This window comes from Butyrivibrio sp. VCB2001 (genome assembly GCF_000423965.1).
In the GTDB taxonomy this organism is placed as follows: Bacteria; Bacillota; Clostridia; order Lachnospirales; family Lachnospiraceae; genus Butyrivibrio.
Map to the genome: position 1 here is coordinate 46,836 of NZ_AUIZ01000015.1, position 13,266 is coordinate 60,101.

At 45.8% G+C, this 13,266-nt stretch carries 10 protein-coding genes and 1 riboswitch; all 10 genes read left to right on the forward strand.

Going from position 1 to position 13,266, the window contains the following annotated elements; translation table 11 throughout:
• Nucleotides 1-15 precede the first annotated feature (15 nt).
• Nucleotides 16-216, forward strand: a riboswitch (cobalamin riboswitch).
• Nucleotides 217-364: 148 nt separating this feature from the next.
• From G589_RS19960 to cobK, 10 genes are read left to right on the forward strand one after another with little or no spacing between them, the layout of a single operon-like run.
• Nucleotides 365-1,981 carry a sirohydrochlorin cobaltochelatase gene (locus tag G589_RS19960; RefSeq protein WP_242826451.1) on the forward strand — a complete coding sequence of 539 codons (1,617 nt, stop codon included), beginning with the start codon at nucleotides 365-367 and terminating at the stop codon, nucleotides 1,979-1,981.
• Nucleotides 1,968-3,455: an ABC transporter substrate-binding protein gene (locus G589_RS19965; protein WP_051192381.1), complete on the forward strand. Its 1,488-nt coding sequence runs from the start codon at nucleotides 1,968-1,970 to the stop codon at nucleotides 3,453-3,455. The genes G589_RS19960 and G589_RS19965 overlap by 14 nt, the downstream gene beginning before the upstream one ends.
• An 8-nt stretch (nucleotides 3,456-3,463) precedes the next feature.
• On the forward strand, nucleotides 3,464-4,924 hold the full coding sequence (locus tag G589_RS0113090; protein ID WP_026522452.1) for a cobyric acid synthase: 1,461 nt from the start codon (nucleotides 3,464-3,466) through the stop codon (nucleotides 4,922-4,924).
• Between the two features lie 9 nt (nucleotides 4,925-4,933).
• Nucleotides 4,934-6,772, forward strand: coding sequence for a cobalt-precorrin-5B (C(1))-methyltransferase CbiD (gene cbiD, locus G589_RS21290; RefSeq protein ID WP_051192382.1), 1,839 nt, complete (start codon nucleotides 4,934-4,936; stop codon nucleotides 6,770-6,772).
• Nucleotides 6,772-7,512, forward strand: coding sequence for a precorrin-4 C(11)-methyltransferase (cobM, locus tag G589_RS0113100; RefSeq protein ID WP_026522454.1), 741 nt, complete (start codon nucleotides 6,772-6,774; stop codon nucleotides 7,510-7,512). The genes cbiD and cobM overlap by 1 nt, the downstream gene beginning before the upstream one ends.
• Nucleotides 7,505-8,527 carry a FecCD family ABC transporter permease gene (locus tag G589_RS0113105; RefSeq protein ID WP_026522455.1) on the forward strand — a complete coding sequence of 341 codons (1,023 nt, stop codon included), beginning with the start codon at nucleotides 7,505-7,507 and terminating at the stop codon, nucleotides 8,525-8,527. The genes cobM and G589_RS0113105 overlap by 8 nt, the downstream gene beginning before the upstream one ends.
• Nucleotides 8,517-9,527 (forward strand): ATP-binding cassette domain-containing protein, encoded by a 1,011-nt coding sequence (locus tag G589_RS19970; protein WP_051192383.1) that lies wholly within the window; start codon nucleotides 8,517-8,519, stop codon nucleotides 9,525-9,527. The genes G589_RS0113105 and G589_RS19970 overlap by 11 nt, the downstream gene beginning before the upstream one ends.
• Nucleotides 9,505-10,551 (forward strand): cobalt-precorrin 5A hydrolase, encoded by a 1,047-nt coding sequence (locus tag G589_RS0113115; RefSeq protein ID WP_026522456.1) that lies wholly within the window; start codon nucleotides 9,505-9,507, stop codon nucleotides 10,549-10,551. The genes G589_RS19970 and G589_RS0113115 overlap by 23 nt, the downstream gene beginning before the upstream one ends.
• A complete protein-coding gene (gene cobJ / locus G589_RS0113120) occupies nucleotides 10,544-11,284 on the forward strand; it encodes a precorrin-3B C(17)-methyltransferase (RefSeq protein ID WP_026522457.1) in 741 nt (246 codons plus the stop codon). The genes G589_RS0113115 and cobJ overlap by 8 nt, the downstream gene beginning before the upstream one ends.
• A complete protein-coding gene (gene cobK, locus G589_RS0113125; RefSeq protein ID WP_035776097.1) occupies nucleotides 11,274-13,265 on the forward strand; it encodes a precorrin-6A reductase in 1,992 nt (663 codons plus the stop codon). Before cobJ ends, cobK begins: the two co-directional genes overlap by 11 nt.
• Nucleotide 13,266: the final 1 nt, after the last annotated feature.

The window sequence follows — 13,266 nt, forward strand, 5'->3', positions numbered from 1 at the left end:
GTATTATAGCAAAGTAAGTTAAATAAAGCGGATGGTGTCTGCAGGCCGTTTGGCCGTGCGGGTGAAAAGGGAAGCAGGTGTAAGTCCTGCGCGATCTCGTCACCGTGTTTCGAGAGCTCTTTATATATGCCACTGGAGAAATCCGGGAAGGTTTAAAGAGCAAAGCCGTAAGGCTACTCGATAAGTCGGGAGACCTGCCAGTCGCTGTACATGGGAGAAATCCTAAGTCACGAGGAATTGACGGTACGAAGAAATAAAGGCAGGAGCATGGATCTTGCTTTGTTTTGCTGTGCAACAGATAGCCAATCCCTTGTGAAAACAAGGGATTTTTTAATGCCCATGAATAAAAAAACAGGAGGCTATTATGAAAAAGAAATTTCTAGGAATGTTCATGGTGGCAGCTTTGTCAGTCAGTATGCTGGCAGGTTGTACAGGAGCGGAGCAGAGCGCGCAGGAGGCTCCGGCAGAGGAAACGTCGCAGGAGGCAGCTGAAGAAGTAACTGAAGCAGCACCTGAAGAAACAACAGCTGAGGCAGCCTTAGAGGATGGTGTTTACAGCGCAAAGTTTACAACAGACGGAAGCATGTTCCATGTAAATGAAGCTTATGGAGACAGAGGTACTCTTACAGTTAAGGATGGCCAGATGACAATCCACATTACACTTCCATCCAAGAACATTGTAAACCTCTTCCCCGGAACTGCTGAGGATGCTCAGAAGGATGGAGCAGTACTCCTTGAGCCCACTACAGATACAGTTACTTATGAGGACGGTACAACTGAAGAAGTAAATGGATTTGATGTTCCTGTACCATACCTTGATCAGGAATTTGATCTTGCACTTATCGGAACCAAAGAGAAGTGGTATGACCACAAGGTAGTTGTATCAGATGTTCAGGAAGATGCCGGGGAGGATGATCAGGCTATGGCAGATAAGGTGGCTGAGCTTATTGACGCAATCTATGTGCAGACTTATACGGATAACACCTATGCTGAGTGTGAAGCTGCCAAGAAGGCATGGGACGAACTTACAGATGAGCAGAAGGAACTGGTAGAAGGAGAGTTTGCAGATCCTGATTACTTTGGTAATGACACAGGAGATGCTTCTATTGATGATCCTTTAAACGCAGATGAGATCGGAGAGAAAGAGCTCCTTGTTGTAAGCTTTGGTACAAGCTTTAATGACAGTAGAGCAGAGGATATCGGCGGAATCGAGAAGGCACTTGCAGAGGCATATCCTGATTACAGCGTAAGAAGAGCTTTCACTGCACAGATCATCATCAACCACGTATACGCAAGGGATGGTGAGAAAATCGACAACGTTGAGCAGGCACTTGAGCGCGCAGTTTCGAACGGTGTAAAAGAGCTTGTTATTCAGCCTACACACCTTATGCACGGCGCAGAGTATGACGAGCTTATGGATACTCTTTCAAAGTACGAAGATAAGTTTGAAAAGGTGGTTGTTTCAGAGCCTCTTCTTGGAGAAGTAGGAAAGGATGCTACAGTTATCAACTCTGATAAAGAGACAGTTGCCAAGGCTGTAACTGCAGCAGCAGTTAAGGATGCAGGCTTTGCAGACATTGATGTGGCAGAAAAAGACGGTGTTGCATTTGTATTCATGGGACACGGAACATCTCACACAGCTAAGATCACATACTCTCAGATGCAGACTCAGATGGATGAGCTTGGCTACAAGAACGTATTCATCGGAACCGTTGAAGGCGAGCCTGAAGAGACAGAACTTTCAGAGGTTATAAATAAGGTTAAGGAAGCCGGATACAAGAAGGTTGTACTCAGACCTCTCATGGTTGTTGCAGGCGATCATGCCAACAACGATATGGCCGGAGATGACGATGATTCCTGGAAGAGCAGCTTTGAAGCCGATGGCTCTTTTGACGAAGTAACATGTCAGATCTCAGGCCTTGGAAGAATTGATGAAGTTCAGAATATCTATGTGGAGCATGTAAAGAGTGCGCTTAAATAAGACATTACATATTAAGGATTACATGCTGATCCTTGTAATGCTCCTGTTATTGTACGGATGCGGCAGAATTCCCGATGGGGATTATGCCGCTTCCGTTTCACTGACAGGTGGCAGCGGAAAGGCATACATACAGAGCCCCTGCAGCATAAGTGTAGAGGGAGGAAAGGCTGTTGCAGATATCATCTGGAGCAGTTCAAACTATGATTATATGATAGTGGGTGGAAAGACCTATTATCCCATAAGTACGGATGACGGATCCAAGTTCCGGATTCCTGTCACTTTGAATAAAGAGATGAAGGTACAGGCAGATACTACCGCAATGGGAACGCCTCATCTTATTGATTACACTCTTGTATTTAGTTTTGGAGATGAAGAAAATGCCCCGGAAGAAGAGGGAGAGATATCAGGAGCAACATCTGACATGTCACCTGTTGATATTTCGGGCTTTACATATATTTCTACAGACGATAGCTCTTTTGCAAAAGAGTTTAAGATACACAGATATGACAAAGACCTTTTGGTGATAGCGGTAAGTGATGGAAGAAATTACGTGGTAGTGCCGGATGGACTTGATGCACCGGATATCGAAGCTCCGGATACCTTTGTCATCAAAAAGCCGCTTACAAGCATATATCTTGCCGCGTCAGCTGTTATGTGCCAGTTTGACTCGATAGGAGCCATGGATAAGGTTACGCTATCAGGGACAAAACAGGAGGATTGGTATATTGATGCGGCAAAAGATGCCATGGAGGCAGGAACTCTTGTTTATGGCGGAAAGTACAGCGCCCCTGACTATGAGATGATGATGGAAAAGGGTACTGACCTTGCCATCGAAAATACCATGATACTGCACACTCCAAAGGTTTTGGAAAAACTTGAAAAGCTGGGAATAACAGCTTTCATAGACAGATCAAGTTACGAGGAGGATCCTCTTGGAAGGCTTGAATGGATCAAGGTTTACGGAGTTTTATGTGACAAAGAAGAGGCTGCTAAGGATGCCTTTTTAGAGCAGACAAAGCTTGTGGAAGATATCGACCTTTCCGGTATAGAAGGAAAAAGTGTTGCTGTGTTTGCAGTAAATTCCGGTCACCAGATCGTCACCAAAAAGAAAAATGATTACTTTGTTAAAATGATAGAAACGGCTGGCGGAACCTATGCTTCTCCGGATACAGGCAGCGATGAAAAGTCTGCGTCATCGGTTACTGTCAGCATTGAGGCATTCTATGACTACGCAAAGGATGCGGATATACTGATTTATAACGGAACAATACAGGATGCGCCGGCGGACCTTAAGACCCTTGCGGATATGGACGTGACCTTTAAGGACTTTAAGGCAGTTCAAAGCGGCGATGTATGGGCCTGTGACAAATCGCTGTATCAGTTTACCAATAAAGCAGGAACGATTATTTCTGACCTCTATGAGGTTATTGCAGAGGGAAAAGAGACAACGGAGTTTTTCTACAAACTGAAGTGAGGACATACTTGGCTAAAAATCTGATGATACAGGGCACCATGAGTGGAGCCGGAAAGAGCATATTGACGGCCGGAATCCTTCGCCTTTTAAGGCAGGAGGGTTTTAGAGTCGCGCCTTTTAAGTCCCAGAACATGGCCCTTAATTCCTATGTCACTCCGGGCGGAAGAGAGATCGGAAGGGCTCAGGCTCTGCAAGCTTTAGCTGCCGGAAGAGAAGTGTCCTCCGACATGAATCCCATACTGTTAAAGCCTACAGGGGAGAGGGCTTCACAGGTTATCGTGAACGGACTTCCAATAGGAGACATGGATGCCAGGGAATATTTTAAGAATAAGAGAAAATATGTGCCTGATATTATGGCAGCCTATGAAAGACTGTCACAGGATACGGATATCATTGTCATAGAAGGCGCCGGAAGCCCTGTGGAGATCAATCTCAGAAGCGAAGATATTGTGAACATGGGACTTGCAGAGCTTGTGGATGCGCCTGTTCTGCTGGTGGGCAATATAGATCCCGGCGGCGTTTTTGCACAGCTCCTTGGCACGGTAAGTCTTATGCCGAAAGAGGAAAGAGACAGGATAAAGGGACTTATCATCAACAAGTTCAGAGGAGATGTTTCGCTCCTTACGCCGGGGCTTACGATGTTTAAGGAGTACTGCGACATTCCTTTTGCCGGAGTTGTTCCTTACATGGAGCTTTCTCTTGATGAGGAGGACTCTCTTTCTGATATACTAAAGGAAAGGGATGGGTTTAAAAGCGAAAGTAAGGTAAAGATCGCTGTCATAAGACTTCCCTTTATCAGTAATTACACAGACTATTCAGTATTTGAAAATATCGAAGACGTGGAATTTATCTATACCCAGGAGGCTAAGGCCGTTGCCGAAGCCGATCTTGTTATTATACCCGGAACAAAGAATACATTATCCGACCTTAAGTGGCTTAAGGAAAAAGGGCTGGATAGAGCTATAAGGTCAGCTGCTTTGAAAGGAGCCTTGGTGGTTGGAATCTGTGGTGGTTTCCAGATCCTTGGAAGGAGTATTGAAGGTGAAGGCGCAGATCAGTGTAAAGAGACGGGACTTTGTCTTTTGCCTGCGGATACGACCTTTGCTGATGAGAAAGACCTAAAGCAGGTGGAAGGTGTTCTCTCAAATATAAGCGGCGTTTACGAAAACCTGAACGGGAAGAAGTATAAAGGCTATGAGATCCACATGGGAAGAACACAGGCTGATTGGAAGTCGGACAGGGTTATAACAGAGGGAAGTGTTCTTGGAACTTATATCCACGGCTTCTTTGATGAGCCTGAGATTGCAGAGGGGCTGTTATCAATTCTCTTTGAGAGAAAGGGAATAAAAAAGCCTGTTCCAAAGATGGAGAGCCACATTAGGACCCAGGAAAAAGAGCTTGATAAACTGGCTGACTGTCTTAGAAAAAATCTTGATATGGACCTGATATACAGGGCCATCGGAATATAGGAAGAAACAATGGGATTTAAGGAAATACTGCCATCGGAAATTGAAAAAGAAAGCTTTCGCATTATCAGAAAAGAGCTTGCAGAGGCCGGGAAGGTTATTCCTGCGGACGTAGAGCCTACCGTGGTAAGGGTTATTCATACCACGGCTGACTTTGAGTATGCTGATACGCTGGAGTTTTCTAAAGGCGTGATAGAAAAAGCCAAGTCTGCCATCAGGAGCGGAGCACATATTGTAACCGACACCAACATGGCACTTGCAGGCATCAACAAGAAAACTCTTGCCGGGTACGGCGGAGAAGTTCACTGCTTTATGGCAGATGAAGAGGTGGCAAAGCTGGCTAAGGAGAGAGGCGTAACCAGAGCCTATGTCAGCATGGAAAAAGCGATAGAGATCAATGCTCCACTGATCTTTGCTATCGGCAATGCACCCACAGCTCTTGCAAGTCTTAACAGATTATGGCAGGAAAAGGGCTTTAGACCTGAACTCATAATCGCAGTTCCGGTGGGCTTTGTAAACGTGGTTGAGGGAAAAGACCTGATCAGAAACATGGACGTTCCTTACATAATCAATGCGGGAAGAAAAGGCGGAAGCGGAGTCGCAGCAGCTATCTGCAATTCGATTCTATACAACATGGAAAGCCAAAGGAGTCAAGGGAGTCAACGGGGACGGTTCTCTCTGACTCCTCTTGAGGAGTCAAGGAGAACCGTCCCCGTTGACTCCCTTGACTCCCCAAAGCTGAGAGCCGGGTTCACAACGGGAAGCTGTGCTGCAGCTGCAGCAAAGGCTGCCCTTTTGATGCTTCTTGAAGGCACTGATATAAGTCAGGTCAGCATTGTTACGCCAAAGGGCATAACCTATATAGCTGAGATCATAGATATTGAGAAGACAGAGGCTGGCGTATCCTGCTGCGTTATAAAGGATGGCGGAGATGATATCGACGCTACCAGCGGAATGAAGATAAAGGCATCGGTTTCACTAAGGGATGACGGTGAAATCTTTATTTACGGCGGAGAAGGCATTGGAAGAATAACCAAGCCCGGGCTCGACCAGCCCATTGGCGAAGCTGCCATCAACTCTGTGCCGAGGAAGATGATAAGAGAGAACATAGAAGAGGTTCTTGCAGCAAATGGAGCTAAATCCCACGGAGCTACAGTTATCATCAGTGCACCGGACGGAAGGGATATCGCGCAAAAGACCTTTAACCCAAAGCTTGGTATAGTTGGCGGAATCTCAATTCTGGGCACCACGGGAATCGTCGAACCCATGAGTGATGAAGGAATCCTTGGGACCATTAAGGCGCAGATAAACATGCAGAAGGCCCTGGGGAAAAAGGTACTGCTGGTGGCGCCCGGCAACTATGGTCTGAAATTCATAACAGACGAATATCAGATAGACGAGGACAGGGCAGTTCTGTGCTCTAACTTTGTATATGACACCCTGATGATGGCACAGAATGCAGGGTTTGAGAAGCTTTTGTTTGTGGGGCATCTTGGGAAACTTGTGAAGGTGGCCGGAGGAATAAAAAACACTCACTCAAAATACGGAGATCACAGGATGGAGATCCTCTCAGACGCAGTTTCAAAATTCGCGCCGGAAGAGCGCTTTTCAAAGATTAAAAGTCAGCTCGATGAGTGCGTGATGACAGATGAAGCCTTAAGGATCATCGATGAATTTGGATATAAGGAAAAGGTCTTTTGCCATATTGCAGAGAGCATTAAGGAAAATATGGAGAGCTGGGCAGAGGGGAAGATCACCTGTGAGACCATCATATTTGCTGATGGATACAGACTTCTCTCAGAGAGCCCCGGCGCAAAAGACATGCTTTTTGAGATAAAAGGAGAAGGCTGATGGTACATTTTGTTGGTGCCGGTCCCGGAGCTGTGGACCTTATAACAATCAGAGGACAGAAATACATTGAGGAAGCGGATGTTATCATATATGCCGGTTCTCTGGTTAATCCTGAGCTCTTAAGCAAGGCAAGGCCTGACTGTCAGGTCTACGATTCATCAAGGCTAAGTCTTGAAGAAGTCATAGATCTTATGAAGGATTCAGAGAGAAGTGGCGAAAAGATCGTTCGCCTTCACACCGGAGACCCAAGTATTTACGGCGCTATCCGTGAGCAGATGGATGAGCTTGATAAACTGGGCATCTCGTATGATTACACTCCGGGAGTCAGCTCTTTTTGCGGAGCTGCCTCGGCGCTTAACCTCGAGTATACGCTTCCGGGGATAAGCCAGAGCGTACTTCTTACCAGGATGCCGGGCAGGACTCCGGTCCCTGACAAGGATCCAACCATGGTGTTCTTCTTATCCGCCGGTAACATCGATGGACTTGTAAAAGAACTCTTGGAGGCAGGAAGAAGTAAGGATACTCCCTGCGCCATTGTCTATAAGGCCACCTGGCCGGATGAAGAGAAGTATGTAACAACACTGGAAAACCTTGCTTTAGTTGCAGAGCAGCATAATATAACAAAAACAGCTCTTATTATTGTCGGAGATGTAGTGGCGCCAAAGGGCTATGACAAGTCAAAACTTTACGACGCTACTTTTACTACCGGATTCAGAGAAGGAAGCAGCACTAATGAATAGAGAAAGATCTCTAAGAGGGGTGATAGTATACGTATCCCTCGCAGTTCTGATACTTGTCGGGTTCTTTTTAAGTGTCGGGATCGGAAATGTTCATATCGGATTTACAGAGGTCCTAAGAGCAATCACGGGAGGCGCGTGTGATGAGAAGACAAGAGCTATCATCATGGATATAAGACTTCCCAGAGTGATCATGACCATTATTCTTGGTGGAGGACTTGCCACTTCAGGATTTCTTTTGCAGACTTACTTTTCAAACCCCATCGCAGGTCCCTATATTCTGGGAATTTCGTCGGGAGCCAAGATGATGGTGGCACTGGTGCTGATCTTTGTTGTCGGAAGTACAGGCAGATCCTCATCACTTCTTTTGATACTGGCGGCCTTTGCCGGGGCAATCCTCACAACGGGATTTATCATCATCATTTCAAAAGCCGTAAGAAACATGATGGTTCTTCTGGCGGCCGGAATCATGGTGGGCTATATTTGCAGCGCAGTTACGGATTTTCTCATTGCCTTTGCTGATGACTCGGATATTGTAAATCTCCACGGCTGGTCACAGGGAAGCTTTTCCGGAGTTGACATGGAGAGCGTTAAATACGCACTGGCAATCGTGGGAGTAGCATTTGTCTTGGTGATGCTTCTTGGTAAGTCCTTAGATGCCTTCAGACTTGGAGAGGGTTATGCAAGAAGTGTGGGAGTAAATGTTAAGGTCACAAGAAGTGAAGTCATACTGCTATCAAGTGTCCTCTCTGCCTGTGTAACTGCCTTTGTCGGACCTGTTTCCTTTATAGGAATCGCTGTTCCGTTCCTAATGAGGGAACTACTAAAGACTTCAAAGCCTATAGTCCTTTTGCCTGCGGCATTTATGTCAGGCGCAGTATTCTGCATGTTCAGTGACCTTCTGGCCAGGAGCCTTTTTGCACCCACGGAGCTGAACATTTCTGCTGTAACTTCGCTCTTTGGAGCGCCTATCGTTATCTTTATGATAATCAGGAGAAACTTAAATAATGAAACTTGATAAGGTCATAGCCGGATATCACAAAAAAATAGTGGTTCGAGATGTGGACCTTAATGTTGCACCGGGCGAGATCATTGGCATCATTGGCCCCAACGGCGGCGGTAAATCCACAATCTTAAAGAGCATAAACGGAAGCCTTTCACTTATCGGAGGAAGCGTCCTTTTGGATGACCTCGATGTTTCCAAGGCTCTGCCAAAAGAGATATCGAAGGTCATGTCCGTTGTCACCACCGAGAGAGTAAAGCCGATCCTTATGACCTGCAGGGATGTGGTATCTGCCGGAAGGATCCCTTTTACCGATGGATTTGGAAGGCTGAAAGAGGAAGATAATGCCCAGATAGACAGGGCAATGGAGCTGATGAAGATAAAAGAGCTCTCAGACATCGCCTACTCAGATGTCAGCGACGGTCAGAAGCAAAGGACCCTGATTGCCAGAGCAATCGCCCAGGATCCAAAGTTCCTCGTGATGGATGAGCCCACTTCCTACATGGATATAAGACACAGATACGAGCTGATGGAAACATTAAAAAAGCTGTCAGACGAAGGTGTGACAATTGTAGCTTCACTCCACGAGCTTGAGCTTGCGCTTTCCTATTGCGACAGACTTCTTCTTGTCTATGACGATGGGCATGTTCTTGTCAAAAGACCTGATGAAGTTATGGAGGAAGGGCTCTTAAAGCAGCTCTTTGACCTTGATGAAGATATGTATGATAAGGTGATGCAGAGCATTATCGGCACAAAGAATGCAGGAGGAACCAGCTTTTTTACAAACAGAAACTGCAAGTCCTTTCCGTGCCATGATGTGCCGGAGACAGAGTTCAACTGTATGTTCTGCTATTGCCCTTTATATGATTATGATGACTGCGGCGGAAGCTACGTATGGACCGATAAGGGCATCAAGAATTGTAAGAATTGTGCTTTTCCTCACTTTAGGGACAACTACTCGAAGGTGATCAAAAAGCTTAAGGAAAAAATGTATGGACAGGGCATCAAAGAATAAATACAAGTTCATATGCTTTACTGCGGCGGGAAGGCAGCTGATGGAAAAAATCCTTTTGAAGATACCCGGAGAAACAGGTGCCTGGGGCCCTGATAAGCTGGAAACCGGAGGGCTTTCGGACTGGACTAAGGAGAACTTCAAGAAAGGAAATGTTCTCGTTTTTATCGGCGCCTGCGGAATTGCTGTGAGGGCGATTGCTCAGTATATAACTGACAAGGCTGAAGATCCGGCTGTGATCGTCATCGATGAAGAGGGGAGATTCGTGATCCCCATTCTCTCAGGACACCTAGGAGGCGGAGTGGCTGCGGCAAAAGAGCTTTCAGATATTATCGGGGCTACAGCCGTTATCACAACAGCCAGCGACGTCAGAGGCGAGTTTGCTGTTGATGTGTTTGCCAAAAACAATGGCCTTGTAATTAACGATATGAAAAAGGCTAAGTCTTTTTCTGCATATCTTCTTGAACATAACAAGGCGTTTTACAGAGTAGATCCGGAATTTGAAGATGTTTTTGAAATCTCATTCAATAGGGATAGCCTGATCAGAGTTAAGGATTTAGAAGAGCTACAAGAAGGAGACAGCTCTTTTACCATATCACCAAAGACCTGTAGCAAAGAACAATTACAGCTGATCCCTAAGTGCATTGTGCTTGGCGTAGGCTGCAGAAAAGGAAAAGAGGGAAGAGAGCTTATAGAATTTGCAGACCGAATTCTTGATGAACTTTCTCTTGATAAAAGGAGTGTTTTAGCTGTTGCCTCCATAGATTTAAAGAGTAAAGAGGCGGGGATAATAGAGCTCGCAGAGAGTCTTGGAGCCGAATTTAAGACTTTTTCGCAGGAACTGCTAATGCAGCAGAAAGGAGAGTTTTCAGCTTCGCAGTTTGTGAGAGAAACAACAGGGGCTGACAATGTCTGCGAGAGGTCAGTCATGGCCTTTGGCTGCAAGAGACTGATCATGAAAAAGAGAGCAGAAAATGGTATGACACTGGCAGTTGGAGTTTTTGGGAGGAGCTTTACCGATGAGTGAAAAGAGTTTGTATGTGGTTGGTTTTGGGCCGGGACAGTATTCGGATATGACAATAAGGAGCGCCAAGGTGCTCAACTGCTGCGATGTTATCGTTGGGTATACCGTCTACTGCGATCTGGTGCGCCCTATGTTTGAGGATAAAAAGTTTATCAGTACTCCGATGATGAAGGAGGAAGAGAGGGTAAGACTTGCTTTAAAAGAGGCGGATACAGGCAAAAAGGTTGCCCTTATATGCAGCGGAGATGCAGGAATATACGGCCTTTTGGGACTTGTCTATGAGATGGGTGTTGATTTTCCGGAAGTTTCCATAAAGGCTACGACAGGAGTCACAGCGGCCATCAGTGGTGGAGCCATTTTGGGAGCTCCGCTTATACATGATTTTTGCTGCATAAGCTTAAGCAACAGGCTCACACCCTTTGAACTTATTGAAAAAAGGCTCCGGGCTGCAGCACAGACGGATATGGTCATTGTGCTCTATAACCCCGAGAGTAAGTCGAGAGCCGGATTTTTAAGGAAGGCCTGTGAGATACTTCTTGAGGAGATCGAAGAAGAGAGGGTGTGCGGAATTGCAAGGAACATCGGAAGAGACGGTGAGAACTCAGAAGTCCTTACCCTTGGGGAGCTGAAAGAAGCTTCCGCAGATATGTTCTCGACGGTGTTTATCGGCAATTCATCAACCAGAAATATAATGGGACTTATGGTCACAGCCAGAGGATATCAAAGTGAGAGATAAGATTCTTGTTTTCGGCGGAACCACTGAAGGAAGACTGTTTGCTAGTAAGTTAGAGGAACTGGGAATTCCACATGTGGTCAGCGTTGCAACAGAATATGGAAAGACAGTTGAAGAGGAGAGCGGAGAAGCATCTCTCCTTGTGGGACGCATGGACAGAAATGCAATTGCCGAGCTTCTTAGAAGCGGCGAGTTTGCTGCGGTTGTCGATGCGACGCACCCCTATGCGATAAAGGCCTCCCAGGAGATAAAGAGCGCCTGTGAAAAAGAGTCTTTTACCTATTTAAGGTTACTGAGAAAAACTGCAGATTCTGAGGTAAATGCAGGAAACGTGACATATGTTGAAGATGTGGCAGAGGCGGCAAAAGAGCTTGAGAAGCGGGCAGGAAACATATTGCTCCTTACGGGTAGCAGGGATTTAAAAGAGATTACAAGCGGAATTTCAGACATATCCAGAGTTTATGTCAGAATCATCCCTGATGTTGCAAGCATCGAAAAGTGTCATGAAGCGTGGCTACGGGGGCGTCAGATAATTGCAATGCAGGGACCGTTTTCGGTGGCTATGAATGAAGCTCTGATTAGAGAAGTAAATGCATCGGTCATCCTTACAAAGGACAGCGGAGAGGCAGGGGGATTTTCAGAGAAACTAATGGCCTGTGCGAACTGTAATGCTAAGGCAATCGTTATAAGAAATCCTGAGAAAAATGATGCCTCTAATGATGGCCTGCAAGCCGGAGAAATACTTGAGAGGATCTTTGCTATTCTGGGAAAAGAGCCTTTAGAGGAACCTTGCAAGAAAATAACTCTGGGTGGTGTAGGCCCAGGGGATGAGAGGTTCTATACCGCTGAGTTTTCAAAAGCTTTAAAGGAAGCTGATATTGTCTTTGGCGCAAAGACGATTCTTGAGAGAATAAATGGGATTTCCGCTCCTCAAAAGGACCGGTATGAGGGAGAGAAGATTCTGGAATTTCTAAAGGAGCATCATGAGTATAAGGCTCCTCTGGTGGTGTATTCAGGAGATATAAGCCTTTGCAGCGGAGCAAAGAAAGCTTCTGCAATATTTGAAGAAGAGGGCTACACAGTAAAAAAGATAACCGGAATATCTTCGGTATCACTCTTTGCAGCAAGGATCGGCACTGCTCTTGAAGATGTGACGATAATCTCAAACCACGGCAGAGAATGCGATGTGGGCGGTTTTGTCAGGAAAAATGAGAAAGTAATTCTTCTTGCAAATAGCGCAGAAGCAGCACTTGAAACAGCCAAGAGATTGCCTGAAGAATGCAGAGTGACATTTGGGTGTGAGCTTGGAACAGATGAAGAGAAGATAAGCGTGTATGGGGCAGAAGGCTTTTTGGAATGTGATGTTAAGGGCAAGACCTTAATGTATATCGAGAACCCGGTAGCTTCTAAGAACAAGCTGATCCCGGCACTTTCGGATGATGAGATAATAAGGGGCGATGTGCCCATGACCAAGGAAGAAGTAAGGGCACTGTCTGTAAGAAAGCTTGGCCTTACCAAAAACAGTATTCTCTTTGATGTTGGTGCAGGAACAGGTTCAATATCGCTGGAGGCTGCACTTACTGATCCGAGTGTAAAGGTCTTTTCCGTAGAGAAAAATGAAAAGGCCATAGAGCTCCTATATAAGAACAGAGATAAATTCGGCCTTGAGAATATGGAGATTGTTGATGGAAAAGCGCCTGAAGCTTTAGCCGGTCTTCCAAAGCCAAGCCATGTATTTATAGGCGGAAGCAGTGGAAATCTTGAAGAAATTATAAGGAGCTGCAAGAGGGAAAACGGACCTGTAAGGTTTGTGGTCAATTGCGTAACTCTTGAAACCCTTGGAAAGACCATGGAAGTGATCAGTGCCATGGGAGCAGCAAACACTGAGGTGGTTCAGCTTGGCGCAGCAAGGTTTAAGGAAGTCGGAACCTATCACATGGCAGATGGGATGAATCCGGTGTTTGTTATAGCTTTTGAAGTTTAGG